22 protein-coding genes are annotated in these 24,714 nt (G+C 47.4%); all 22 read left to right on the top strand.

Translation table 11 applies throughout. The features are described 5' to 3' along the window. Positions 1-28 precede the first annotated feature (28 nt). The 22 genes from A3GW_RS11165 to A3GW_RS0100245 all read left to right on the top strand — a co-directional run bounded on the left by A3GW_RS11165 (position 29) and on the right by A3GW_RS0100245 (position 24,661). Entirely contained in the window at positions 29-5,464 is a 5,436-nt protein-coding gene (locus A3GW_RS11165; RefSeq protein ID WP_018367329.1) for a pneumococcal-type histidine triad protein, read from the top strand. 229 nt (positions 5,465-5,693) lie between these two features. Further along, a complete protein-coding gene (gene hflX, locus A3GW_RS0100345) occupies positions 5,694-6,935 on the top strand; it encodes a GTPase HflX (RefSeq protein WP_018367328.1) in 1,242 nt (413 codons plus the stop codon). After that, on the top strand, positions 6,925-7,566 hold the full coding sequence (locus tag A3GW_RS0100340; RefSeq protein WP_018367327.1) for a hypothetical protein: 642 nt from the start codon (positions 6,925-6,927) through the stop codon (positions 7,564-7,566). The genes hflX and A3GW_RS0100340 overlap by 11 nt, the downstream gene beginning before the upstream one ends. Positions 7,567-7,568: 2 nt before the next feature. Next, positions 7,569-8,501 (top strand): ribonuclease Z, encoded by a 933-nt coding sequence (gene rnz / locus A3GW_RS0100335; RefSeq protein WP_018367326.1) that lies wholly within the window; start codon positions 7,569-7,571, stop codon positions 8,499-8,501. Next, positions 8,498-9,262, top strand: coding sequence for an SDR family NAD(P)-dependent oxidoreductase (locus A3GW_RS0100330; protein WP_018367325.1), 765 nt, complete (start codon positions 8,498-8,500; stop codon positions 9,260-9,262). The genes rnz and A3GW_RS0100330 overlap by 4 nt, the downstream gene beginning before the upstream one ends. Positions 9,263-9,509: 247 nt before the next feature. Continuing rightward, positions 9,510-11,717 (top strand): single-stranded-DNA-specific exonuclease RecJ, encoded by a 2,208-nt coding sequence (gene recJ, locus A3GW_RS0100325; RefSeq protein ID WP_018367324.1) that lies wholly within the window; start codon positions 9,510-9,512, stop codon positions 11,715-11,717. Next, positions 11,718-12,572, top strand: a complete 855-nt coding sequence (locus A3GW_RS0100320) for a metallophosphoesterase family protein (protein WP_018367323.1) — start codon at positions 11,718-11,720, stop codon at positions 12,570-12,572. It begins immediately after the preceding gene. Further along, a complete protein-coding gene (locus A3GW_RS0100315) occupies positions 12,565-13,179 on the top strand; it encodes an HD domain-containing protein (protein ID WP_018367322.1) in 615 nt (204 codons plus the stop codon). Before A3GW_RS0100320 ends, A3GW_RS0100315 begins: the two co-directional genes overlap by 8 nt. A 137-nt stretch (positions 13,180-13,316) precedes the next feature. Then, entirely contained in the window at positions 13,317-13,835 is a 519-nt protein-coding gene (locus A3GW_RS0100310) for an adenine phosphoribosyltransferase (RefSeq protein WP_018367321.1), read from the top strand. A gap of 115 nt (positions 13,836-13,950) precedes the next feature. After that, on the top strand, positions 13,951-14,895 hold the full coding sequence (metA, locus tag A3GW_RS0100305; RefSeq protein WP_018367320.1) for a homoserine O-acetyltransferase MetA: 945 nt from the start codon (positions 13,951-13,953) through the stop codon (positions 14,893-14,895). Positions 14,896-14,904: 9 nt separating this feature from the next. After that, the gene (locus A3GW_RS0100300; RefSeq protein WP_018367319.1) at positions 14,905-15,600 is read left to right on the top strand and encodes a DnaD domain-containing protein; all 696 of its coding nucleotides are present in this window, start codon (positions 14,905-14,907) and stop codon (positions 15,598-15,600) included. A gap of 69 nt (positions 15,601-15,669) precedes the next feature. Continuing rightward, complete coding sequence (locus tag A3GW_RS0100295; protein WP_018367318.1) at positions 15,670-16,353, top strand: tRNA (adenine(22)-N(1))-methyltransferase; 684 nt, start codon at positions 15,670-15,672, stop codon at positions 16,351-16,353. Further along, a complete protein-coding gene (locus A3GW_RS0100290; protein ID WP_018367317.1) occupies positions 16,343-17,137 on the top strand; it encodes a Nif3-like dinuclear metal center hexameric protein in 795 nt (264 codons plus the stop codon). The genes A3GW_RS0100295 and A3GW_RS0100290 overlap by 11 nt, the downstream gene beginning before the upstream one ends. A gap of 202 nt (positions 17,138-17,339) precedes the next feature. Beyond that, complete coding sequence (locus tag A3GW_RS0100285) at positions 17,340-18,446, top strand: NAD(P)/FAD-dependent oxidoreductase (RefSeq protein ID WP_018367316.1); 1,107 nt, start codon at positions 17,340-17,342, stop codon at positions 18,444-18,446. A 45-nt stretch (positions 18,447-18,491) separates the two neighbouring features. Continuing rightward, entirely contained in the window at positions 18,492-19,361 is an 870-nt protein-coding gene (rfbA, locus tag A3GW_RS0100280) for a glucose-1-phosphate thymidylyltransferase RfbA (protein ID WP_018367315.1), read from the top strand. After that, a complete protein-coding gene (locus A3GW_RS0100275) occupies positions 19,361-19,954 on the top strand; it encodes a dTDP-4-dehydrorhamnose 3,5-epimerase family protein (RefSeq protein ID WP_018367314.1) in 594 nt (197 codons plus the stop codon). Before rfbA ends, A3GW_RS0100275 begins: the two co-directional genes overlap by 1 nt. A gap of 1 nt (position 19,955) precedes the next feature. Beyond that, positions 19,956-20,444: a nucleotidyltransferase family protein gene (locus tag A3GW_RS0100270; RefSeq protein WP_018367313.1), complete on the top strand. Its 489-nt coding sequence runs from the start codon at positions 19,956-19,958 to the stop codon at positions 20,442-20,444. Between the two features lie 181 nt (positions 20,445-20,625). Beyond that, positions 20,626-21,672, top strand: coding sequence for a dTDP-glucose 4,6-dehydratase (rfbB, locus tag A3GW_RS0100265; RefSeq protein ID WP_018367312.1), 1,047 nt, complete (start codon positions 20,626-20,628; stop codon positions 21,670-21,672). Between the two features lie 97 nt (positions 21,673-21,769). Further along, positions 21,770-23,041 carry a UDP-N-acetylglucosamine 1-carboxyvinyltransferase gene (gene murA / locus A3GW_RS0100260; protein ID WP_018367311.1) on the top strand — a complete coding sequence of 424 codons (1,272 nt, stop codon included), beginning with the start codon at positions 21,770-21,772 and terminating at the stop codon, positions 23,039-23,041. Then, positions 23,041-23,229, top strand: coding sequence for a DNA-directed RNA polymerase subunit beta (locus A3GW_RS0100255; RefSeq protein WP_018367310.1), 189 nt, complete (start codon positions 23,041-23,043; stop codon positions 23,227-23,229). The genes murA and A3GW_RS0100255 overlap by 1 nt, the downstream gene beginning before the upstream one ends. A 9-nt stretch (positions 23,230-23,238) precedes the next feature. Then, on the top strand, positions 23,239-24,102 hold the full coding sequence (locus A3GW_RS0100250; RefSeq protein ID WP_018367309.1) for a DNA/RNA non-specific endonuclease: 864 nt from the start codon (positions 23,239-23,241) through the stop codon (positions 24,100-24,102). Between the two features lie 61 nt (positions 24,103-24,163). Next, positions 24,164-24,661, top strand: a complete 498-nt coding sequence (locus A3GW_RS0100245) for a phosphatase PAP2 family protein (RefSeq protein ID WP_018367308.1) — start codon at positions 24,164-24,166, stop codon at positions 24,659-24,661. Positions 24,662-24,714: the final 53 nt, after the last annotated feature.

Here is a 24,714-nt window from a genome sequence, read left to right as displayed (position 1 = left end):
TTAACCGGTGTATCATCAAGGAGGCTATATGGCTAAGCATAAATGGCTAAAACTAACTGGGCTTGTCCTAGCAAGCCATCTTGTTTTATCGGCCTGTCAAACCAAGCAGGAAGCTAAAACAACATCTTCAACAACCCAGACCAGCTCTTCAACAAAACAAAAAGAGAGCAAAAAAGATAAACAAGACAAATCATCCGATAAGAAAAACACCAAAAAAGAAAAAGATATCCCGGGTGTAACAGTGCCGACCAGTGACGGCTTTATCCTGACAGATCAATCGAAAATTCTGTCGCATACGAGAGATGGTATCGTCGTTGACCATAATGGGCATTCTCATTTTATCTTTTATGCTGATTTGCAAGGCACCAAATTTGCCCACCTGATTCCAGCAGGTACGGTTGTGACAGCAGCTCCAACTCAGCAAAAACCGCAAGGAGATAAGCAGCAGACTACAGCAGATCATCATTATGAGTTTAATCCAGCTGATATCGTCGCAGAAGATGCTCTGGGCTACACTGTTCGCCATGGAGACCATTACCACTATATTTTGAAATCCAGCTTGTCAAATCAACAGCAGGCTGCAGCGACGACTCATGTTCAGACTACCCCGCTAGCACCGTCTACTGGAGGAAGGTCTGACCAGGCAAATCCATCCCAACAAGGCGGTATTGCAGGCATTGACTTTCCAACCAGTGATGGGTTCTTATTTGATGGAACTGGCATTCACGGCTGGACAGAGGCAGGGTTGTTGGTTAATCATGATGGGCACCTGCATGTTTTATTGACATCAGATTTGGCTCGATCAAAATGGGCCTACCTTTTGGGGAACTCATCGATTGCCCCATCAATGCCATCTGTATCAGATAAGCCAAGTCAACCAAGTTCCCCTAGACCATCTGAACAACCAACAGTACCGAGAGTGTCTCCTCAAAAACCGAATGAGCATCATCAGGATGAGGTTGCGGTAAAACGTGCCTATTTGGCTCAAGCAACAGGGCTAAGTGAAAATCAGATTGTTCTACTAAATACGCCAGATGGTCCAGGGTTCATGTACCCTCATGATGACCATACTCACTTTGTCCTCTTGTCTAAATTGGACATCACGAAACCTTATGATGACGGTCATGGCAATCAGGTGAAGCCAGCAGCGCCAGAGAACCCTCAAGTGCCAACGTCTCCATCTCTTCCATCACAACCAAGCACACCAGAAACACCATCACAACCGTCTGAACCAAAACCATCTGAACGTGATGAGTTGGAGGCCAAACGTCAGTATCTGGCTGAGAAACTTGGTCTTCGTCCAGAAGCGATTCAGGTGACAGATGGTCCAACAGGACGATTGTTTATCTATCCCCACGACAACCATCATCATGCCATTGCTGTTGATAAGGTTGTGATCGGGGAGCCGATTGAAGATCCTCATGCAGATCCTCATGCTCACCAAGCTGTCGGTCGTGAGACCCTCAAGGCAATCGGTTTTGACGAGGAAATTATTGCAGATATCTTGCATGCTGATGCCCCAACACCTTTCCCAGCAGATGAAACAGATCCTGAGAAGATGAAGGCCTGGTTGGCAACTGTAACTAGTTTGAACATCGGGCAACGCCAAGACCCTCTCAAACGCTTTGGTCTGGACTTGATGCCCAACCTTGAGACCTTGGGTGTTGGGTTTACACCGATTGATGATGTGAGACCAATTTTACAGTTCAAGAAGTTAAAAAATCTTTTCTTAACTAAGACAGGGATTACAGACTATAGCTTCTTAAAAGAGTTGCCTCAATTAGAGGGACTTGATGCGTCACAAAATGGCTTAACCTCATTAGCTTTTCTCAAAGATTACCCACAGTTAAAAACACTGGCACTTGCAGGGAACGATCTCACAGACATCAGTGCGCTAGCTGATTTGCCCAACCTTGAGTTTGTGAATCTGGACTACAATCGATTAACTGATTTGTCTGCCTTATCCCAAGCTAACCATCTTAAAGTGCTGAGTGTGGAACACAATCAGTTGAAAGATTTGTCTGTTTTGTCTAACAAGTCTGAATTGCAACGTGTCTTTGTATCCCACAACAAAGGTCTTGATTTGTCTACGCTTCAGGCGCCAAATCTGGAAGAATTAACAGCAGAGCACAACGAGTTGACTAATCTGAACTTTGTTTCAGGATTGCCATCGCTGGTTAGCTTGTCTGTAGGAAATAATGCGATTTCTGATTTATCAGGACTTGAAAAAGCAACCCAACTCCGCACGTTAAATGTGTCGGATAACCAAGTGACCAGCTTGCATTTACCTGCTAGTCAAGCTAGCCTAGATAACCTTAACATTAGCAATAACTTGCTGACGACTTTGGAAGGTATCCAGAACTTTAGCGCATTGACAAGTTTGAATGCTGGTCATAATCATCTGAATACATTAGTGGTCAGCCAACCAAATAAAACCATTACCTTTATCGAAGTTAATGATAATCATATTCCTGCTGAAGAATTGACGCCAAACAGCCAAAATATCCCACAAGGCATTGCCCAGTATTTCCCAGCAGCAGAAGGTGGCAATACATCAAACAACACGCCTAACGAGCTAACAGAGCCAGCTGACGAAGTAGCTGCTAAAAGAGCCTACCTAGCACGTGAAACAGGTCTCAGCGAGGATAAGATTACCGTTTTGGAGACCAAGAATGGTCCAGGCTTCATGTATCCTCACGATGACCATATTCACTTCGTTTTATTGCGTAATTTAGACATCACTAGGCCTTATGATGACGGGCACAGCGACCATGATCAGCCAGCAGATTCGGAAAAATCGGTTGAACAAGATAAGCCAACTGAGCAAGAAAAACCAGCTGTTGCTCCTAAGCCAAGTCGTCCAGAAAAACCAGCTGTTGCTCCTAAACCAAGTCGTCCAAAACCATCGCCTGCTCCAACCCCTATTCCTGAAGAGAAAGAAACACCTGTGTCAACAACCGAAGCACCAACTAAAGAAGGTGTGGCTGGTATTGATTATCCAACTAGCGACGGTTTCCTCTTTGATGGCACTGGTATAGAAGGCTGGACTGATGCGGGCTTGATGGTGGACCATAAGGGGCATACTCATATTTTACCGAAAGAGGCTATTGCTCGTTCAAAATGGGCACACTTATTGCCTAAGGAAACCCCTGACGTGCAAGCGGAGTCTCCTGTTTTGTCTGAGAAGCAAGCAAAACAAAGAGCAGAGTTAGCCCAACAACTGGGTCTACCTGTGGAGAGCATTCGCCCTGTGACCGCTGATGGCAAAGTTGTTGGTTTTGAATACCCTCATGAAGACCATGCTCATATTGTCCATGTGACAGAAGAAGCGCCAACTAAAGCCCCTCTGACGGACGAGGAAAAGCGGGAATTAACGGCTTATATCCGTAAGGCTTATGGATTGCTCCAAGGGACGCCTGTTCATTTCCATGATTCCTTTGTTGTCTTTGCCATTCCTCATCCTCATCAAGACTACGATGTGAAGCGTGATTACTATACTGACGTGCTAGACCCACTTTATGATGCGGGTCACGTTCACCCCTACTCTGTACCACTGGATTTGTTAACCATTCCAGCTAAAACGGATAATTTGGAACTTGATTTTGAAAATGAGTTACAAGCTGCAGCTGAACGTTTGGGCGTACCAGTCAGCCAAGTGAAAATCAAGGATAAAAAATATTTTGTTCTACCAGGGAAAGATCACGACCACTACCTCAATATCTTAACGCCAATGGCTGGTTATGAGGCTTATATGGCCAATAAATTACCTGAAATTAAGGCAAGCTTTTCAGCAGGTGAGTTTTCAGCAACACCGGTGACGGACGAGATTGCCCGTGTGCTGGAAGATGCCAAGTCCAAGTTTGGTGAAACAAGTGCAGACTATCGACGTATTGCACGAGCCTTGGATGACTTCAAGGTTGACCTAGCAGTGCCAACAACATCTACGCAAGCTTATATGGCAGCTTTACAGGATTTTGATAGCCGTTATATCAAGGGAGACAAACCAAAAGAAGCAGCACCAGTGGTTGAAGATGAGCTGACCGCACGTTATGAACAGCTGGTTGAGCAGTACAAGACATTAGGTTCAAGAACCTTACGTAGCTTTGGCTTACGTCAAGAGGAAGAAGTTGAAAAACTAAAAGCCCTAGTTGTCGCAAAAGACAAGGCAGGTTTAGAGCGTGTCGCAGATCACTTGTCAGCTATTGCACGCGTTGATAAGGCGCCTAGTGACCAAGGTCCGCGACTAGCTTATATGGACTTTTTCTTGAGACATATGGACGATGAAAAGGTTTCGCCACAATTGCGTCAACGCCTTCAGGAGAAAGTAAAAGAACTCTATGATGTTCCCCGCGTGTTCAAATCTAATCTGGGAGAAACCTCTGCCTTGAAAGAAGAATTGAAAGCGGCTCTGTCGGCAGAGAAAGCCCCAGTTCACACAGCTGATGCGGATGTTCCGAGTGGCTCAGTGTTCAACCGTAAAGACATGGCATCATATGTCAATAATCTGCGTGATTTCCTTATTCGAACAAAAGTTATGACGGACGAGGAATTGTCAGAAGGCTTTACTGAGGCCTTGCCGTTATTCCTTGATCAGCCTGCTAAACATCTTGAAGACGGCACTAACAAACCGGCTGACTCAACTGAAGCCTCACCATCATCTCCAACTCCTGATTCACCTAAGGATGAGAAAAAAGACAATCCTACGCCATCAACTACTCAGCCTGAAGAGCATAAAGCTGACGAGACATCAACCCCAGACTCTCCAGCTGATGCGTCTGAGGAGAACACAGCTGACGCCGTTGACAATGATGTCGATGACGAGGAAGACGAAGAGGACATCTTTGATGGTGCTTCTGCTGAGGAGCTTGAACAACTGCTAGCAGAACTAAACCGCCTGAAAGCAGAACGCGACGCCTTTGGAGAAAAGAGTCCAGCTAATTCAGATGAAACACCTGCTGCTCCTACTACGCCGACAGCCCCACCAACTACTCAGCCCGAAGAACATAAAGCTGACCCAACGTCAACCCCAGACTCTCCAGCTGAACCGTCTGAGGAGAACACAGCAGACGTCGTTGACAACGATGACGATGAGGAGGAGGACGAAGAGGACATCTTTGATGGCGCTTCTGCTGAGGAGCTTGAACAACTGCTAGCAGAATTAAACCGCCTGAAAGCAGAACGTGACGCCTTTGGAGAAGGCAATCCAGCTAATTCAGATGAAACACCTGCTGCTCCTACTACGCCGACAACTCCATCAACTCCTCAGCCTGAAGAAAATAAAGCTGAGGAGACACAAACCACAGACTCCCCAGCTGAGCCGTCTGAAGAGAGAACATCTGACGTTGTTGACAACGATGACGATGATGAAGACGACAGCGAATGGGACGAAGACGAATTAGATGAATTTCTAGCTGGTTGGGAAGCCCTAAAGAAACAGCGTGAATCGATTCATTTTGAACCTTAGCCTAATAACAAAAAGATGAATGTAAGGTCATCATCGCTTAGAGACAAACATCAGGTTGGTGTTTGTCTTTTTCGCCATTAAAAGCACCTTGTAACGTAAAATTGCTATCATCTGAATAAGAGGTAGTTTTTGTCTATTTCTGTCTCTCCGTTCAATCTTTAACGAATTCTTTGAAAATAGCAGAGCCCAAAAATATGGTATAATGGAAATGATGCAAGGAGGTGGGCAGATGATTGAGACGCAAGAAAAGATTGAGCGAGCTATTTTGGTTGGCGTAGAGTTACAGACTAGTGAGCATTTTGCCATGTCTATGGAAGAGCTGGCCAGCTTAGCCAAAACAGCAGGTGCGGAGGTGGTGGCGAGCTACACCCAGAAACTGGAGCGCTACAACAGCAAGACTTTTGTCGGCTCTGGTAAGTTAGAAGAACTAAAAGCAGTCATCGAGTCAGAGGAGATTGACAGTGTTATTGTTAATAACCGCCTAACCCCTCGTCAGAATACGAATCTGGAGACGGAACTGGGGGTTAAGGTCATCGATCGTATGCAGCTGATTTTAGATATTTTTGCCATGCGGGCACGGAGCCACGAGGGCAAGTTGCAGGTGCATCTAGCCCAGCTCAAGTACATGCTGCCACGCCTGGTTGGTCAAGGGATCATGCTTAGCCGTCAAGCAGGTGGCATCGGTAGTCGTGGTCCTGGGGAGAGCCAGCTGGAACTCAATCGTCGTTCCATTCGTCATCAGATTTCAGATATTGAGCGTCAGCTCAAGCAGGTCACCAAGAACCGTTCCACGGTACGGGACAAGCGTATCGCTTCTCAGGCTCTCAAAATTGGGCTTATTGGCTATACCAATGCTGGCAAGTCTACCATTATGAATGTTCTAACGGACAAGAGCCAGTATGAAGCAGATGAGCTTTTTGCGACGCTGGATGCGACGACCAAGAAAATTTACCTCCAAGACCGCTTTGAGGCGACCTTGACCGATACGGTTGGTTTTATCCAAGACCTGCCGACGGAGTTGGTTGCGGCATTCAAGTCGACCTTGGAGGAGAGCCGACAGGTGGACCTGCTCTTGCATGTCATCGATGCCAGTGACCCCAACCACGCCGAGCAGGAGCAGGTGGTTTTGGACATCTTGGCTGATCTGGATATGGCAGATATCCCTCGGCTAGCAGTTTATAACAAGATTGACAAGGTCACTGAGTTTGCCCCCAGTCTTTTTCCGCACGTGACCGTGTCAGCTCAGTCGGAGACCGCAGCCAGTGACCTGCGCCAGCTGATGATCGAGGCGATCACTGACCAGATTTTTGAGCCTTTTGCAGTGCAGGTTAAGCCAGAAGAAAGCTACAAACTCTATGAACTGAGTAAGGTTGCCTTACTAGACAGCTACGACTGGGACAGTGACCAGCCAGTGACGGGCTACATCAGCCCTCAAAACAGATGGCGATTGGAGGCTTTTTATGACCAATGAGATTGACCTAGCCTTGACCTACGGTGGCTACACCAGTTTGGACAGGGTCTACCTGACCCGCCAGTTGCAGGGGCTGAGCAGAGTTGAGCAACTCAAAATCATCACCCCACCGCCTAGTGTGGTCAACGCTTATTTTGCTGAGCATTATCAGAAGACCTCGCCCAAAGCTGCCTGCGATTACCTGTTGGAGCTGAGTACGGCGCTCGACCTCTTTGAACCTTACCCCAGCTTTGCGGCAGAGGATAAGCCCTTTGTCCGTCTCAACCTATCTGGACGTGCCTTTGGTTTTGCCTTTGTCAATGCCCAAGGGCTAGCGACTGTTTTTGCAGAGGACGAGGGGGAGGTGGTAGACCTGACCCTACTAGAGCTGGCAGAGCTCTTTCCCCATTTGGTGGTTTACCGAGAGGGTGATAGGATTTATCTCGATACCTTGTCATGGGAGGAAGAAGGGGCAGAGCCCCTCACCTGCGACGGCGCATTCCTGACGACGGGTCACCGACTAACAGATGGCACCGTCAAGCTGTCTAGTTACAACAGGCAAGAATTGCTGGACGTCGCCAGCCAATTGTCAGGAAAACAGGTCTTTGGCTATACCCAAAGGCAATCCCTTATCTATGTGTTAGAAAGTTAAGTATGGAAATTCAATTTTTAGGGACGGGTGCCGGTCAGCCGTCCAAGGGACGCAATGTGTCCAGTCTTGTCCTCAAACTCCTCGATGAAATCAATGAGGTCTGGATGTTTGACTGTGGGGAAGGCACCCAGCAGCAGATTTTAGAGACGACCATTCGTCCTCGTAAAATAAAAAAGATCTTTATCACCCATCTGCATGGGGATCATGTCTTGGGCTTGCCAGGTTTCCTATCCAGCCGTGCCTTTCAGGCCAGCGAGGAGCAGACGGATATTGACCTCTATGGGCCTGTGGGGATTAAGCAGCTGGTCCTGACTAGCCTGCGTGTGACAGGTACTCGTCTGCCTTATCGGATTCATTTTCATGAGTTTGACGAGAACACCTTGGGCTTGATTTTGGAGACAGACAAGTTTACTGTCCATGCGGAAGCTCTTGACCATACAGTGTTCTGTGTCGGTTATCGCGTGACCCAGAAGGACTTAGAAGGAACACTGGATGCGGAAGGTCTCTTGGCGGCTGGTGTGCCTTTTGGACCGCTCTTTGGTCAGGTCAAAAATGGTCAGGATATCCTTCTGCCTGATGGCAGGCAAATCATCGCTAAAAACTACATTTCCGAGCCTAGAAAGGGCAAGGTAGTGACTATCTTAGGGGATACACGCTTGACGGACGCCAGCATTCGTCTAGGGTTGGGAGCGGATGTTCTCGTTCACGAGTCCACCTACGGCAAGGGAGACGAGGCTATCGCCAAAAAACATGGACACTCGACCAATATGCAAGCTGCTAGTGTTGCCAAGCAAGCCTTTGCCAAACGGCTCTTGCTCAACCATGTGTCCGCTCGCTTTTTGGCTCGCGATGTTCGGCAGTTGGAAAAAGACGCTCAGTCGCTCTTTCCAGAGACCCATGTGGTGCGTGATTTAGAGGAGGTAGAGGTTTTATGACAGGACGTGTGATTGTCATGACAGGGGCTAGTGGTGGCTTGGCTCAGGCCTTGGTGGCTCAGCTACCAGCTGCTGACCAACTGGTTCTCTTGGGACGTAGTCGGGAGCGGCTCATGACCCTCTATGGGGATCGCCCCAAAACCCTCTGTCTGGGACTAGATATTCGTGACAGCTCGGCTATTGCCCAAACCATCGATAGCATTTATGCTCAGTTTGGGCGCGTGGACATCCTCATCAACAACGCTGGTTTCGGTGAGTTTCAGGCTTTTGACGCCTACGAGGTGGCGCAGATCGAGGAGATGTTTGAGGTCAATACCTTGGCGACTATTCATTTTTCGCGGCTGATTGCTGGGAAAATGGCAGAGCAGGGTTCAGGGCATGTCGTCAATATCGCCAGCATGGCTGGGCTAATTGCGACAGCCAAGACCAGTATTTATTCAGCGACCAAGTTTGCAGTCATCGGCTACTCGAACGCTCTGCGGCTAGAAGTGGCAGATAAGGGCGTTTATGTGACCACGGTCAACCCAGGACCGATTGCCACCAAATTTTTTGAGACCGCAGACCCATCGGGCGACTACCTCAAGAGTGTTGACCGCTTCACGCTGTCTGCCGATGCAGTGGCTAGTCGTATCGTAGCCATACTGGGTAAAAATAAGCGTGAACTCAACCTGCCTTGGCTTTTAGCCCTGGCTCATAAATGGTATACCCTCTTCCCCACCCTGTCCGACTGGTTAACACGAAAAGTGTTTAACTATAAATAAGCCATTCTCACCTATACCAGTGGAACTGATTGGATAAGATATGACAATTCGCGAAAATCATTGAAAACCTGCCTTGGCAGGTTTTTATAATAGTTACTGATGCTGTCGTGTTCGTTTTTATCTGGTAAACAGTAGTTTTTATGTCATTAGCGTGACAATGCATACGAGCCTTTCTCTAGGTCAGGCAGTTTGTTTTTCGCTTGTTTTTTGATAAAATAAAGGAATAACGATCCAGAAAGTGACTGATATGATTTCTTCTAAATACACTTGGCAACTTGATGAACGATTGCCTGATGATGACTTTTTGAAAGCTGCTAAAAAAGAGGGACTAGACAAGCTGGCGGCGACGATCTTGTTTAATAGGGGAGTAGAGACGGTAGAAGATCTGACAGCATTTTTGCAGGCGGATTTGAGCCACTTGCACGATCCCTACCTCTTACACGATATGGACAGGGCAGTCGAGCGTATCCGCTCTGCCATTGAACAAAATGAAAAAATCCTCGTTTACGGCGACTACGATGCAGACGGTATGACCTCAGCATCCATCGTCAAGGAGGCGCTGGAGATGCTGGGGGCAGAGGTGGTGGTTTACCTGCCCAACCGCTTTACTGATGGTTATGGCCCCAATCTTAGCGTCTATAAGTATTTTATTGAGCAGGAGGGGGTTTCCCTGATTGTGACAGTCGATAATGGCGTTGCAGGGCACGAGGTCATTGCCTATGCGCAAGGGGAGGGCGTTGATGTGGTGGTGACGGATCACCACAGTTTACCAGCAGAGCTGCCAGAGGCTTACGCCCTTGTCCACCCTGAGCACCCTGACGCTGATTATCCCTTCAAGCATTTGGCTGGTTGTGGGGTGGCCTTTAAATTAGCGACAGCCCTGCTTGAGACGGTTCCTGTAGAGATGTTAGATTTGGTAGCTATTGGAACCATTGCTGATATGGTTAGCTTGACGGATGAAAACCGCATCATGGTCAGGGCTGGTTTGCAGGTACTCAAGGAAACTGAGCGACTGGGGTTACAGGAGCTGCTCAGGTTGGCTGATGTTGATTCGGCAAGTCTGACTGAGGATACCGTTGGTTTTACTATTGCTCCCCAGCTTAACGCCTTGGGGCGGCTGGACGACCCCAACCCTGCTATTGAACTCTTGACAGGTTTTGATGATGAGGAAGCCCAGCAGCTTGCCCTTATGGTTGAGGCCAAAAACGAGGAACGAAAGAATCTAGTCGCTCGGATTTATGAGGAGGCTAGCCAGATGGTTGACCCCACGAGTCCTGTTCAGGTGCTGGCCAAAGAGGGCTGGCACCATGGCGTTTTGGGCATTGTGGCCGGGCGCCTGCTGGAAACGCTGGGGCAGCCTGTCATCGTCCTCGGCATCACGGACGGTCAAGCCAAGGGGTCGGCACGCAGTCCAGAAGCCTTTGACCTCTTTACGGCCCTCAGTCCTCATCCAGAGCTTTTTGTGGCTTTTGGGGGACATAGCGGAGCGGCTGGCATGACCCTTCTGGTGGAGCAGTTGCCAGCACTCAAGGCGGTCTTGTCTGAGGTTCTGGCAGAGCAGGCTATTGACCTTAATCAGAAACCAACCCTGCCTGTGGCTGGTCAGCTCACTCTGTCTGAGCTATCGCTTGATACCATCAAAAGCCTAAGCAAACTAGCGCCTTTTGGCATGGATAACCGCAAGCCCGTCTTTCTCCTCAAGGATGTTAAGGTGACTCAAGCCAGAACCATGGGACAGGGGGGCGCCCACCTCAAGATCAAGGTGCAGGAGGGTGAGACGGCTTATGATGTCGTTGCTTTTAACCAAGGGCAGCTGACTCAGGAGTTTCAACAAGCCAAGGGCTTGGAGCTCTTGGTTACCCTAGCCGTCAACCGATGGAACGGAGCGACAATCCTCCAGCTCATGCTGGAAGATGCTCGTGTTGACGGGGTTCAGCTCTTTGACCTGCGGGCTAAAACAGCTCCCTTGCCAACTGGTGTGCCTTTGTTGACGGCTGAGACAAGTGGCCCAGTCGTGGTGGTGGCTGATTTGCCAAATACCTTGGCAGACTTACAAGGGCTGTTTGAAGGGAAAATCTTTGAAGCCATTTATTTCAAAAACACCATCAACATCCCTTATTACCTGTCTGGTTATGGGACACGTGACCAGTATGCCAAGCTCTACAAGACCATCTACCAGTATCCAGAGTTTGATGTCCGCTACAAGCTCAAGGAGCTCAGCCATTTCCTTAAAATTGACCAGATTCTTTTGGTCAAGATGATTCAAATCTTCGAGGAACTGGGCTTTGTCAGCATCTCTGACGGTGTGATGACGGTCAATAAGGCGGCTGACAAACGACCGATTGCCGACAGCCAAATCTATCAGGAGTTGGTAGCAACCGTCAAGTATCAGGAGTTGATGGCACTAGGGACGCCTGAGGAGATTTACCAAACCTTGACGAGGAAAGAGGATTAAATGGAAAAGATTGCTGTTTTATCAGACATTCATGGCAATGGCACAGCCTTGGCTGCTGTCTTGGCAGACGCCAAAGCTCAAGGGGCGACGGAGTACTGGCTTTTGGGTGATATCTTTTTGCCAGGACCAGCAGGAGGTGAACTGTTGGAGCTTTTACAAGATGTGCCTGTGACGGTGTCCATTCGTGGCAACTGGGACGATGTGATCCTAGCCTTGCAGGAGAGGAAAGCCTCTGGGATTGTTTATGCTAAACAAGCAGAGCATCTGGCGCTGTACAGACAAGGCCAGTACCTGCTAGAGACCCTATCGCCAGCAGGTCTTGACTACCTCAAAGGGCAAACCGCAACGGCTCAGGTGACCAAGTCAGGTCTAAACATTCAACTCTCGCATAATTTTCCCGATAAAAATCATGGTGGAGGGCTGTATTGGCAATCGCCTCAGGAAGAGTTTGATAGGCTTTGTGCAGATCAGGCAGTGGCTATTGCCATCTATGGGCATGTTCATGTCCAGACCATGCGCTATGCAACCAGCGGTCAGCTCATCCTAAATCCAGGCTCCATAGGACAGCCTTTCTGGACCTGGGAAGCCTTGCGACAAGACCAGCGTGCCCAGTATGCGCTCCTGACCTTTGATGGGCAAGGTTTGGCTGGTGTGGATTTCCGCAAAGTAGCCTATGATGTCAAAAGAGAGTACGCCATCGCCAAGGAGCGAGGTCTGCCCTACTTAGAACTTTACCAAGAACTGCTCGAGACAGGTGTCCTGCACACCCATGACAATGAGCTTCTAGCTCAGTACAACGACCGCTATGGTTATGAAGAGGAGGTTCGTGCTTATTTTAGCCGACAAGATGATTGACAAGGAACGCATTATCCAAGAGACAGCAGAGCATGTGAGAAGACTGACGGAGACGGAAGGCAGCGGCCATGATTGGTGGCACATTGATCGTGTTAGAAGAACGGCAGTGACCATCGCTCAGGAAGAAGGCGCTGACCTCTTTATCTGTCAGATGGCAGCGCTCCTTCATGATGTCGCAGATCACAAGTTTAATGCCAGTCTAGCGATTGGCTTGGCAAAAGTTTCGGACTGGCTGGAGCGTCAGCAGGTTGATGAGCGTGACCAGCGGCATCTTTTAGCCATCATTGAGACCATGTCTTTCACCAGTCAGAGACAAGGCAAACAAGTCCCTAGCCTAGAAGGGCGGGTGGTGCAGGATGCAGACCGCCTTGATGCCATAGGGGCTATCGGTATCGCTAGAACGATGGCGTATTCGGGGCATACGGGTCGGCTGATTTATCAGCCAGACGGCGATAAGGAGACGGCTATCCAGCATTTTGCTGATAAATTACTACACTTAAAGGCTCTGATGACCACGGCTTACGGTCGGAAAATGGCAGAGCAGCGCCACACCTTTATGCTGACCTATCTGGAGCAGTTTCACGCTGAGTGGTCAGGTTTGCGTTAGAAAGAGGCCTATCTCTTTGACTGTCTGGATAACCTGCGTGAAAAGGGCATTGAATTGGAGTAAGTTAGTTTATTTCCCAAAAAGTGAAAAGAATGTGTTATAATTATTTGTAAAACCATTTTTTAGAAAGTCAGAAGATGAAATTAGAAAACTATATCGCTAGCATTGAAAACTACCCTAAAGAGGGGATTACTTTCCGAGACATTAGTCCTTTGATGGCTGATGGCAATGCCTACAGTTACGCTATTCGCGAGATCGTTCAGTATGCGGTGAGCAAAAATATTGACATGATTGTTGGTCCTGAAGCGCGTGGCTTTATCGTGGGCTGTCCTGTAGCTTTTGAGTTGGGTATCGGTTTTGCACCTGTCCGCAAGCCTGGTAAATTACCGCGCGAGGTCATCTCAGCGGATTATGAGAAAGAGTATGGTCTTGACACACTGACCATGCACGCTGATGCCATCAAGCCAGGTCAGCGCGTGTTGATCGTTGATGACCTCTTGGCGACAGGTGGTACGGTGAAAGCGACCATTGAAATGATTGAAAAACTAGGTGGAGTGGTTGCTGGCTGTGCCTTTCTGATTGAGCTAGACGGACTTGGTGGTCGTGAAGCCATCGGCAATTACGACACGAAAATTTTGATGAATTTTCCGGGATAAGCTCGGTTATGGGTATAGCTAAAAACTATAGCCCGTTCTAAAAAATAGATATTTGAAAGATTGAGCTCCCCACCGTATACTAGAAGTAGTATCTTCTAAAGAAAGTGAGGGGCTTATGCCAATTACACTCGATAAAAAGTTACCAGCAGTTGATATTCTTCGGGCGGAGAATATCTTTGTCATGGACGACAACCGTGCTGTTAGTCAGGATATTCGTCCTTTGAAAGTCTTGATTGTAAACCTGATGCCAACCAAAGAGGCTACAGAAACGCAATTATTAAGGCTTCTATCTAACACACCTTTACAGCTAGAGATTGACTTTCTCTATATGGCTAGTCATGAGTCGAAAAACACTGGTTTTGACCACTTGTCAACCTTTTATAAAACCTTTACAGATATTAAAAATAAGTTTTATGATGGCATGATTATCACTGGGGCTCCTGTGGAGACCTTGCCGTTTGAGGAGGTTGACTACTGGGAAGAATTATGCCAAATTTTTGAATGGCAAAAGTCGCATGTTTATTCGACCCTACATCTGTGTTGGGGGGCTCAGGCAGCGCTCTATTACCGTTATGGTGTTGAAAAATCGCAAATGGCTGAGAAGTTGACGGGCGTTTTCTCGCAGGTGGTGTCTGATAAGCGTTGCCCGCTTCTGCGTGGATTTGATGATGAGTTTTTTGCGCCCCACTCACGCTACACCGAAGTTGATGAGGTGCAGGTTCTCAAGCAGACCCCTCTACAGATTCTTGCTAAAGGGGTTGATGTCGGCTTATCCATCCTAGCGAGTTCGGACTTGAGAGAGGTTTATAGCTTTGGGCACTTGGAGTATGATCGTGAGACCCTAGATAAGGAATACCGCCGAGATATCTTATCTGGTAAAAGCTCTGCTATGCCTAAAAACTACTACCAGAATGATGATGCTAGTCAGCCGCCGATCATGCGCTGGAACCTGCCTGCGGCGACTTTTTTCAGTAATTGGATTAACTATGGGGTCTATCAGGAGACGCCTTATCATTTGGAGCAGTTGCAAGAAGAGTTCTTGGAGTCTGCACAACTTTAGGAGGGCGAGATGACAGCTGTCACTTATTATCAGTCAGGGCATGTGGTGCTACCTAGCCAGTTGCTGTTTAACTACCATCACTTGTTTAATAACAGTGAGGATTTTCTGGTTTGGCAATTTTGTTACTTGCAAAACACGACCAATTTACAAGATTTATTACCTAGCCAGATTGCTCAGGCCATTGGTAAGACAGTTGCAGATGTTAATCGGTCCTTTGAGCGTTTGACTGAGGCAGGTCTTTTAGTCATTAAAATCATTGATATTGCTGGGGAGATTGAGACTATTTTTGACACCAGCCCAGCTTTTGAAAAATTAGATACCCTATTACATCAAGGAAAGCAACAGGGTTCTGAATCCGTAGATGCCTTGCCTTTGTTTGATGGGTCGGAGTTGAAGTTACTTGTGGAGGACTTTCAACGAGAACTGGGGCGTTTGCTCAGTCCTTTTGAACTGGAAGAGTTAGACAAGTTGCTTAAGGAAGTTCAAACCGATCCAGCTTTGATTAGAGAAGCACTAAAAGAAGCGGTCTTTAATGGTAAGACCAATTGGAATTATATCCAAGCCATTTTACGTAATTGGCGCAAAGAAGGTATCTTGACCGTTAGGCAAATTGAGGAGCGCCGCCGTGAGCGTGACCGTCACAAGGTGGAAGAAGTGGCGATTGATGAGGATTTCCGTTTGGCCTCTAACCTCTGGGTGGATTAGTTCGTCACAGACTGATTGGCATGTTATGCTTTAATAGTCTTGATTAGAGAACAGTTTAGAAAGATAGCTATGACGATATTACTTTCAAAACGTTTGCAGCAAGTTGCTAGCTTTGTGCCGCAAGGTGCAAGGCTTTTAGATGTCGGCAGCGACCATGCTTACCTGCCTGTCGCCTTGATTGTTGCAGGGCAGATTGAGGCAGCAGTCGCAGGTGAAGTGGTTGCAGGTCCATATCAGTCTGCTGTAGATACGGTTGGCTCAGCTGGACTGGAGGATGGGATAATCGTCCGTCTAGCGGATGGTTTGGCTGCTATGCAACCCAGCGATAGGATTGACACCATCACTATTTGTGGGATGGGAGGGCGCTTGATTGCGGATATTTTAGACAAGGGCAGGGCTGAGCTGTCGGCTGTCCGCCGCTTGGTGCTCCAGCCAAATAATCGTGAAGATGATCTCCGCCGTTGGTTGACGGCACATGGCTATGCTATCGTCGCAGAAGACATCCTGGAAGAAAATGGCAAACGCTATGAAATCATCGTAGCAGAGGCAGGTCAGCAAGAGTTGTCTGAGTTGGATATTCGGTTTGGTCCTTTTTTACGGCAGGACCAATCTCCTATTTTCCTGCAGAAGTGGCAGCAAGAGTGTGCCAAACTGGAAGACGCACTTGCAGCTATTCCCATCCAACATGAGGAGACCCGCTCTGCTATTTCCCAAAAAATCCAAGCGATCAAGGAGGTACTGCATGAAAGCTAGTGAGGTGATTGCTCGCTACCAAATCTTTTGTCCGCCTAGTCTGTCTATGGAGGGCGATGTTTCAGGTCTTCAAATAGGAACTTTGGACAAGGATATCCAGCGGGTCATGGTGGCTTTGGATATTCGAGAGACGACGGTGCTTGAAGCGATTGAAAAGAAGATTGACTTGATTATCGTCAAGCATGCGCCGATTTTTAAGCCCTTGAAACACTTAGTGGCAGATGATTTGCAGACTCAAATTTATTTGAAGTTAATCAAGCATGACATAGCAGTTTATGTCAGCCACACCGATATTGATGTTGTAGATGGTGGACTCAATGACTGGTTTTGTGAGATGCTGGGCATTCAAGTGGCAGATGTTCTGCATGAGACAGCTGATGGTCAGGGGATTGGTCGTGTAGGTGTTATCGAACCTGTGACCTTAGAGGAGTTGGCACTCAAGGTCAAATCTGTCTTTTCATTAGATAGTGTTCGACTGGTGACCTATGCACACGACAAGCAGCGTTACATCGAGCGAGTAGCGATTTGTGGCGGCAGTGGCGGCAGCTTTTACAAGGAGGCTCTTGCCAAGGAGGCGGATGTCTATATTACAGGAGACATCTATTACCATACTGCTCAGGAGATGCTGACAGAAGGGCTCTTGGCCATTGATCCAGGGCACCATATCGAGGTTCTCTTTGTTCAGAAAGTCACAGCGCTACTGGAGATCTGGAAAGCAGAGCTGGATTGGTCGGTGGAGGTCTATCCATCAACAGTCTCTACCAATCCATTTAGACATTTATAAGCTGAGGCTGGGACGGAGGTCCTAGTCTTTTTAGCAATGTTCGGTAGATGCCCAAGATGTGGTAACTTCTTCCGATTGACACAGCTTGGACGATCCGACGAGGTCTTTCTGAGATGGGCAACGAACTCTTTATTATTTGTCGAGTTCGAACGCACTCCCTTGTGGTATAATAAAATAGAAATCGCATGAAAAGGAGAAAACGATGAAAGTTGCTGTTATTGGTGCAGGGATTGTAGGGTCAACAGCTGCCTATTACTTGTCAAAAGAAGATGGGATAGAAGTGACTGTTTTTGATGAGGGGGTCGGTCAGGCGACCAAGGCAGCGGCAGGGATTATCTGCCCTTGGTTTGCCAGAAAACGCAATAAAAATTGGTACAAAATGGCGCGTTTAGGGGCTGATTTTTACCAGACCCTGGTAGCTGATATAACGGCTGATGGCTATGACAGCCGCTTTTACGAGCAGGTGGGGGTTGTGGTCATCAAGTCCCGTCAGGATTTTCTGGAGGAGACTTTAGCTTTAGCCTTGACAAGACGAGAAGAGTCGCCTTTGATGGGAGATGTTAGGCTCATCAGTCAGGAGGAGTTGGATCGTCATCATGAGGGGATTGCTGGCTTTGACCAGTACCTCTGGGCATCTGGTGCTGCTCGTGTAGAGGGGGCGGAGCTGACCAAGACTTTGCTGGCAGCTAGTGGTGTGTCTGTCGTGACGAAAAAAGTTGGCTTTACTGTCTTGTCTGATGGTCGCTACGAGGTGGATGGGCAGGTCTTTGACCGCTTGATCTTGGCTTGTGGGGCTTGGTTGCCTTTTATTTTGGAGGAACATGGTTATACGGTGGCTGTTCGTCCGCAGAAGGGGCAAATCATTGATTATCAGTTTCGTGAGTTGGACACAGGGAGCTATCCTGTCATCATGCCACACGGTGAGGGAGATATTATTCCGTTTCGTGAGGGCAAGTTATCTGTCGGGGCCTCGCATGAGGATAAGATGGGGTATGATTTGACCTTAGACCCTGAGGTGCTTGCGGGACTGGAAGCCAAAGCTCTGCCATTTTTTCAAAAAATTGCTGGCGCAGACAGCAAGAGCTACCGTGTCGGTATCAGAGCCTACACGCCCAATTATGCGCCTTTTTATGGGCAAGTGCCGGGGCTTTCGGGGGTCTATGCCGCTAGTGGGCTGGGATCGTCTGGCTTGACGACGGGACCCTTGATTGGGCGTGAGCTGGTGCATTTGCTGATGGGAGAGACAGGGCAGCTCGACCCTAGTGACCACCCGATTGAGACGGTGGTGGTAAGAGCTGACAAATCTTAAAAAGTGTGGTATAGTAAAGAAGATTACATTACAAGGAGCTTACCGATGAAAGGTATTATTCTGGCAGGTGGGTCAGGGACTCGCCTCTATCCGTTGACAAGAGCCGCTTCCAAGCAGCTTATGCCGATTTATGATAAGCCGATGATTTACTACCCATTGTCAACCTTGATGTTGGCTGGGATTAAAGAAATTTTGATTATTTCGACACCTCAGGATTTGCCTCGTTTTGAGGATATGTTGGGAGATGGGTCTGAGCTGGGAATTTCCCTGTCTTATGCGGTGCAACCAAGTCCAGATGGTCTGGCTCAAGCCTTTATCATTGGTGAAGAGTTTATCGGAGATGATAGTGTTTGCTTGATTTTAGGAGACAATATTTACCACGGTAATGGTCTGACCAAGATGTTGCAACGGGCGGCTTCTAAAGACAAGGGTGCTACCGTCTTTGGTTACCAAGTCAAAGATCCTGAGCGCTTTGGTGTCGTCGAATTTGATGAAAAGATGAACGCCATTTCTATCGAAGAAAAGCCTGAACAGCCAAAATCAAACTTTGCAGTGACTGGTCTTTACTTCTACGATAATGATGTCGTGGAAATCGCTAAGAACATTAAGCCAAGTCCTCGTGGGGAGTTGGAAATCACTGATGTCAATAAGGCTTACCTTGACCGTGGCGATTTGTCTGTCGAGCTGATGGGACGTGGTTTTGCTTGGTTGGATACAGGGACGCATGAGAGCTTGCTAGAGGCAGCTCAGTACATCGAGACAGTGCAACGCCTGCAAAATGTCCAAGTGGCAAACCTTGAGGAAATTGCCTACCGCATGGGCTACATCACAGCTGATCAAGTCCGTGAATTAGCGCAGCCATTGAAGAAAAACGAATACGGGCAGTATTTGCTCCGTTTGATTGGAGAAGCCTAATGTCAGAACAATTTTTTGATAAGGAATTAGCTTGCCGCAAGATTGAAGCTATTCCAGGTCTCTTGGAATTTGATATTCCAGTACGCGGGGACAACCGTGGTTGGTTCAAGGAAAATTTCCAGAAGGAAAAAATGGTGCCACTGGGCTTTCCAGAGAGCTTTTTTGAAGAAGGTAAGTTGCAGAACAATGTCAGCTTTTCCCGTAAGCATGTCTTGCGTGGCCTTCACGCTGAGCCGTGGGACAAGTATATTTCTGTAGCTGATGGCGGTAAAGTTTTGGGAACTTGGGTTGACTTGCGGGAAGGTGAGACTTTCGGTAATACCTACCAGACCATCATTGACGCCAGCAAGGGGATTTTTGTGCCTCGGGGCGTTGCCAATGGTTTTCAAGTTTTGTCAGACTTCGTTGCCTATAGCTATTTGGTCAATGACTACTGGGCCTTGGAGCTCAAGCCTAAGTATGCCTTTGTCAATTACGCAGATCCAAGTCTTGGCATTGAGTGGGAGAATCTCGCAGAAGCCGAAGTCTCAGAAGCTGATAAAAACCATCCGCTACTCAAAGACGTCAAACCTTTGAGAGCTGAAGATTTGTAAGATGTATCAAGAATTTTTAACGATTGCCAGGGAATTAAATCAGATTGGCATCGTTCCACTTCTGATGGGGTCGGTTGGACTAGAGCAAGTGACTGGTCGGGATTGGCAAGCCAGAGACTTAGATATTCATGTGCCGAGTGATCCGCGTGGCTGGGAAGCTCCTGATGAGGGACGGATTTATCGCTTTGATGAGCTGAATGCCATCATGGAAAGGCTAGGTTATCAGTTGGTTGACCGCCACGAGCATGAGTTTCAAAAAGATGGAAAATCTGTTGAATTTGGTGGGCTACATTCGCTTCCGAACTTTGCTGGTGTAGAACTAGAAGACCTAGAAGAAGTAGAAGATGAGGGCGTTCATTACTATTTGCCAAATGGGGAACAGTACCTCAAGATTTATCTGGCATCCTCAAAAGATAGCTACCGTGCGGAGAACAACAATCAAAAAGATTTTGCAAAAATCAACTACTTGAAAAAAGTCTTGGAAAAATAAGGCGAGCGAAGCGAGCCTAGAAAGATCGTTTCCGCAGTGGTGAAAAGACCGCTAACGTTACATTGGCGGTCGCGGAAAAGTTGAGACTTTAGGCTCAACTTTTAGGAATGGAAATCTGTAGGAAGTCGCTTCCGTCCGCACCACTTTAGGAAACAATCAAAAATAAAAAAACGGAGAAAACATGTCAACATTTAAACACATCATCGTCACAGGTGGAGCTGGTTTCATCGGCTCAAACTTTGTGCATTACGTTTACAACAATCATCCAGATGTCCATGTGACGGTCTTGGATAAATTGACCTACGCGGGTAACCGTGCGAACTTGGAAGCCATCTTAGGTGACCGAGTGGAGTTAGTGGTCGGTGACATCGCAGATGCTGAATTGGTGGACAAGTTGGCTGCAAAGGCGGATGCTATTGTTCACTACGCGGCTGAAAGCCACAATGACAATTCGCTCAATGACCCATCACCATTCATCCACACTAACTTTATCGGTACCTATACTCTTTTGGAAGCGGCTCGTAAATACGATATCCGTTTCCACCACGTATCAACTGATGAAGTTTACGGCGACCTTCCACTTCGTGAAGATTTACCAGGTCATGGCGAAGGTCCAGGTGAGAAATTCACAGCGGATACCAAGTACAATCCTAGCTCGCCTTACTCCTCTACCAAGGCAGCGTCTGACTTGATTGTCAAGGCTTGGGTACGTTCATTTGGCGTGAAGGCGACCATTTCCAACTGTTCAAACAACTATGGACCTTACCAGCACATTGAGAAATTTATCCCACGCCAGATTACCAATATCTTGTCTGGGATCAAGCCAAAACTCTACGGTGAAGGGAAAAATGTTCGTGACTGGATTCACACCAACGACCACTCATCAGGTGTCTGGACCATTTTGACCAAGGGACAAATCGGTGAAACCTATCTGATTGGTGCTGACGGTGAGAAGAACAACAAGGAAGTGTTGGAGCTGATTTTGGAGAAAATGGGGCAACCAGCTGATGCCTACGACCATGTGACCGACCGTGCAGGGCACGACCTTCGCTATGCGATTGACGCTAGCAAGCTCCGTGATGAGCTGGGCTGGACACCAGAGTTTACTAACTTTGAAGCGGGTATCGAAGAGACCATCAAATGGTACACCGACAACCAAGACTGGTGGCAGGCAGAAAAAGCAGCCGTTGAAGCCAACTATGCTAAGACTCAAGAAGTGATTAAGTAAGTAAAGACGGGAGACCGTCTTTTTACATGCAGGAAAATGTTAAAACAATGGAAATCATGGTATAATAGAACTGAATTAATGTCTAAGGATGGAGAATATGGAACAAATAATCATCGACGGCGGTCAAACTCGTTTACAGGGAGAAGTGACGATTGAGGGAGCAAAAAATGCAGTTTTACCGCTGTTAGCTGCAACAATTTTGGCCAAAGATGGTCAAACTACCCTGCGTCATGTCCCTATTTTGTCAGATGTGTTTGTTATGAACGACGTGGTAAGAGGCTTAGGTATCACGGTAGACTTTAACCAAGAGCAAAATGAAATCACAGTAGATGCCACAAACTTTATTGACCATACCGCTCCGTATGAGTATGTTAGTCGGATGAGAGCCTCTATCGTTGTTCTTGGACCAATCTTAGCACGTTGTGGCGAAGCTGTTGTATCAATGCCAGGGGGCTGTTCTATCGGCAGTCGTCCTATTGACTTGCACTTGAAAGGCTTAGAAGCGATGGGAGCTGAGATTACTCAGTTTGGTGGAGACATTACCGCTAAGGCGGCCAAACTCAAGGGAGCCAATATCTACCTTGATTTCCCGAGTGTTGGAGCCACTCAGAACCTAATGATGGCGGCAACCTTGGCTGAGGGCAAGACAGTCATTGAGAATGCAGCGCGCGAGCCTGAAATTGTCAATTTAGCTGTCTTACTCAATAAGATGGGGGCAGATGTTAGAGGAGCTGGTACGGAAACGCTGACCATCATAGGCGTGAAACGTCTCCACGGAGCAGAGCATGATGTGGTTCAAGATCGCATTGAGGCTGGTACATTTATGGTAGCAGCTGCGATGACAAGCGGTGATGTCTTGGTAAAAGACGCCATCTGGGAGCATAATCGACCCTTGATTTCTAAGTTACTGGAAATGGGTGTTGAAGTGACAGAAGAAGCAGGGGGCATACGAGTTCGGTCAACTGTGCAAAACTTGAAACCTGTCAGTGTTAAAACCTTGCCACATCCAGGTTTTCCAACCGATATGCAAGCCCAGTTCACAGCACTGATGGCTGTTGTCAAAGGAGAGTCATCAATGATCGAGACGGTCTTTGAAAACCGCTTCCAGCATCTCGAAGAGATGCGCCGTATGGGACTTCACACAGAGATTTTGCGAGATACCGCCCTTATCCATGGTGGAGGTAATTTGCAAGGTGCTAAGGTCATGTCAACCGATTTACGAGCCAGTGCCGCTCTCATTTTAACAGGTCTAGTTGCCCAAGGGCAAACAACGGTGACTAAATTAGAACACTTAGACCGTGGCTATTATCAATTTCATGAAAAACTAGCAGGTCTTGGAGCCTCTATCCGTCGTGAAGGAGGTGCTTAGTGGAAACTGGCTGGAAATATGTTGTCAAGCGTCTAGGGATGATGCTGTTTGTTGCTCTTCTTTGCTTACTTTTTCTGTCACTTGGCTTGATGATTGGCTATGGTGTTCTCGGTGATGGTGACAATGCCACAGCAATTTTATCCCTTGAAAAATGGCGAGAGCTCATTGGTAAGTTTACTGGACAGTAAGGAGTCGTCATGTCATCACCAAAAAAATTAAAATCATCGTTGACCTCCGTACTAGTTCTAATCGTTGTTACCATTCTTGGCTTATCCAGTGGTCAGCTTGATTCATTCAAACAGTTGCTTGGAGATAAGTCATCGGGATTAGTGACAAAGACTTGGTCTGTTGCTGTTGACCCACTAGAAGAGGCTCCTAGCAAAGCGTTGGCAGAGTCAGTTTTGACTGACCGGGTGCTTGAGCAGTTAGGAAATGATATTGCTTGGAATGGCGTTGGCGCATTTGTCATCAATGGCAACAAGACCAATCTCAATGCGGCTGTTGCCAGCTTGCCTTATGTCAATAATGAGACAAAGACTATTCAAGGTTGCACAGTTCCTTGGCGAGCAAATGCTCTGTTGAACAAGTCGACGCGTCAGTACCGGGATCGGAGTAGTACAGGTCAGGGAGGAAATGACTATCGGCCACCAGCTTGGCACCAACGCCATGATTTACCTGGGGAGTATGACCATGCCGTGGATAGAGGACACCTCATCGGTTATGCTTTAGCAGGAGGTTTGGCAGGGTTTGATGCCTCAACGAGCAATCCCCAAAACATTGCAACGCAGACAGCTTGGAGCAACCAAGCCAATGATGACGGCTCAACTGGACAAAATTATTATGAAACGATTGTTCGCAAGGCTTTGGATAATAATAAGACCGTGCGCTATCGGGTGACACTTATTTATGATGGTGAGAATCTGCTTTCAAGTGGTACCCATCTGGAAGCCAAGTCTTCTGATGGACAAGTGGAGTTTAACGTTTTTGTTCCCAACGTTCAGGAAGGATTGACCTTTAACTATCATAACGGTCAGGTCTATCTAGATAAAGTTGTCCAATAACAGTCCTAGACTAGAACGCTCACAAAGCACACGAGAAAGAAGACAATAGACAAATAAGGCGATGTCAACAAAAAATTATAAGCAATTTTATGAGCAAATTGCTGCTCCATGGCAACACAACCCAAACATTCTTGAACTGAGCAATCGGTTATTGACCTACTCTATCTATCTGCTCTACCCTGTGGTATTGCTTTATCGCTTTTTTGGGGTTGGTTTTGGGGCAATAGCAGAACTAATCATCTGGCCTGCGATAGGTTTTCTGCTTGTTTCTGGGCTTCGGCGATTGTTCAATCAGCCCAGACCCTATGAAACTTGGAACATTCAGCCCTTGATAAAAAAAGACACTAGTGGTCAATCTTTTCCCAGTCGACATGTCTTTTCAGCGGCAGTGATTGGGACGGTATTTTTGTCCGTTCAGCTTGGATTGGGGATTTTTGTTCTGGCTTTGGCTGCCTGTCTGGCAATGGTCCGAGTGGTCGGTGGGGTTCATTATCCCAGAGATGTCATCGCAGGTTTTTTACTGGGGATTTTGCTAGGCCTACCTGTTTTTTTCTGGTAAAACATGATAAAATAGACATTAAGCTGGGTTTTGCTCAGCTATTTTTTAAGGAA

It is taken from the genome of Streptococcus entericus DSM 14446 (assembly GCF_000380025.1).
Lineage (GTDB): Bacteria > Bacillota > Bacilli > Lactobacillales > Streptococcaceae > Streptococcus > Streptococcus entericus.
The sequence above is the reverse complement of the archived record's forward strand: the minus strand, read 5'-3'. Positions and strand labels throughout refer to the sequence as shown.

Excerpts from the sequence above, each read along its gene's own strand:
- A3GW_RS0100285 (WP_018367316.1), top strand. The coding sequence starts at position 17,340 with ATGAAAGTTGCTGTTATTGGTGCAGGGATTGTAGGGTCAACAGCTGCC.
- A3GW_RS0100270 (WP_018367313.1), top strand. The coding sequence starts at position 19,956 with ATGTATCAAGAATTTTTAACGATTGCCAGGGAATTAAATCAGATTGGC.
- murA (WP_018367311.1), top strand. The coding sequence starts at position 21,770 with ATGGAACAAATAATCATCGACGGCGGTCAAACTCGTTTACAGGGAGAA.
- A3GW_RS0100275 (WP_018367314.1), top strand. The coding sequence starts at position 19,361 with ATGTCAGAACAATTTTTTGATAAGGAATTAGCTTGCCGCAAGATTGAA.
- rfbB (WP_018367312.1), top strand. The coding sequence starts at position 20,626 with ATGTCAACATTTAAACACATCATCGTCACAGGTGGAGCTGGTTTCATC.
- A3GW_RS0100340 (WP_018367327.1), top strand. The coding sequence starts at position 6,925 with ATGACCAATGAGATTGACCTAGCCTTGACCTACGGTGGCTACACCAGT.
- rfbA (WP_018367315.1), top strand. The coding sequence starts at position 18,492 with ATGAAAGGTATTATTCTGGCAGGTGGGTCAGGGACTCGCCTCTATCCG.
- A3GW_RS0100245 (WP_018367308.1), top strand. The coding sequence starts at position 24,164 with ATGTCAACAAAAAATTATAAGCAATTTTATGAGCAAATTGCTGCTCCA.
- A3GW_RS0100310 (WP_018367321.1), top strand. The coding sequence starts at position 13,317 with ATGAAATTAGAAAACTATATCGCTAGCATTGAAAACTACCCTAAAGAG.
- A3GW_RS0100320 (WP_018367323.1), top strand. The coding sequence starts at position 11,718 with ATGGAAAAGATTGCTGTTTTATCAGACATTCATGGCAATGGCACAGCC.
- hflX (WP_018367328.1), top strand. The coding sequence starts at position 5,694 with ATGATTGAGACGCAAGAAAAGATTGAGCGAGCTATTTTGGTTGGCGTA.
- rnz (WP_018367326.1), top strand. The coding sequence starts at position 7,569 with ATGGAAATTCAATTTTTAGGGACGGGTGCCGGTCAGCCGTCCAAGGGA.
- A3GW_RS0100290 (WP_018367317.1), top strand. The coding sequence starts at position 16,343 with ATGAAAGCTAGTGAGGTGATTGCTCGCTACCAAATCTTTTGTCCGCCT.
- A3GW_RS0100330 (WP_018367325.1), top strand. The coding sequence starts at position 8,498 with ATGACAGGACGTGTGATTGTCATGACAGGGGCTAGTGGTGGCTTGGCT.
- A3GW_RS0100250 (WP_018367309.1), top strand. The coding sequence starts at position 23,239 with ATGTCATCACCAAAAAAATTAAAATCATCGTTGACCTCCGTACTAGTT.
- A3GW_RS0100295 (WP_018367318.1), top strand. The coding sequence starts at position 15,670 with ATGACGATATTACTTTCAAAACGTTTGCAGCAAGTTGCTAGCTTTGTG.
- recJ (WP_018367324.1), top strand. The coding sequence starts at position 9,510 with ATGATTTCTTCTAAATACACTTGGCAACTTGATGAACGATTGCCTGAT.
- A3GW_RS11165 (WP_018367329.1), top strand. The coding sequence starts at position 29 with ATGGCTAAGCATAAATGGCTAAAACTAACTGGGCTTGTCCTAGCAAGC.
- A3GW_RS0100300 (WP_018367319.1), top strand. The coding sequence starts at position 14,905 with ATGACAGCTGTCACTTATTATCAGTCAGGGCATGTGGTGCTACCTAGC.
- A3GW_RS0100315 (WP_018367322.1), top strand. The coding sequence starts at position 12,565 with ATGATTGACAAGGAACGCATTATCCAAGAGACAGCAGAGCATGTGAGA.
- metA (WP_018367320.1), top strand. The coding sequence starts at position 13,951 with ATGCCAATTACACTCGATAAAAAGTTACCAGCAGTTGATATTCTTCGG.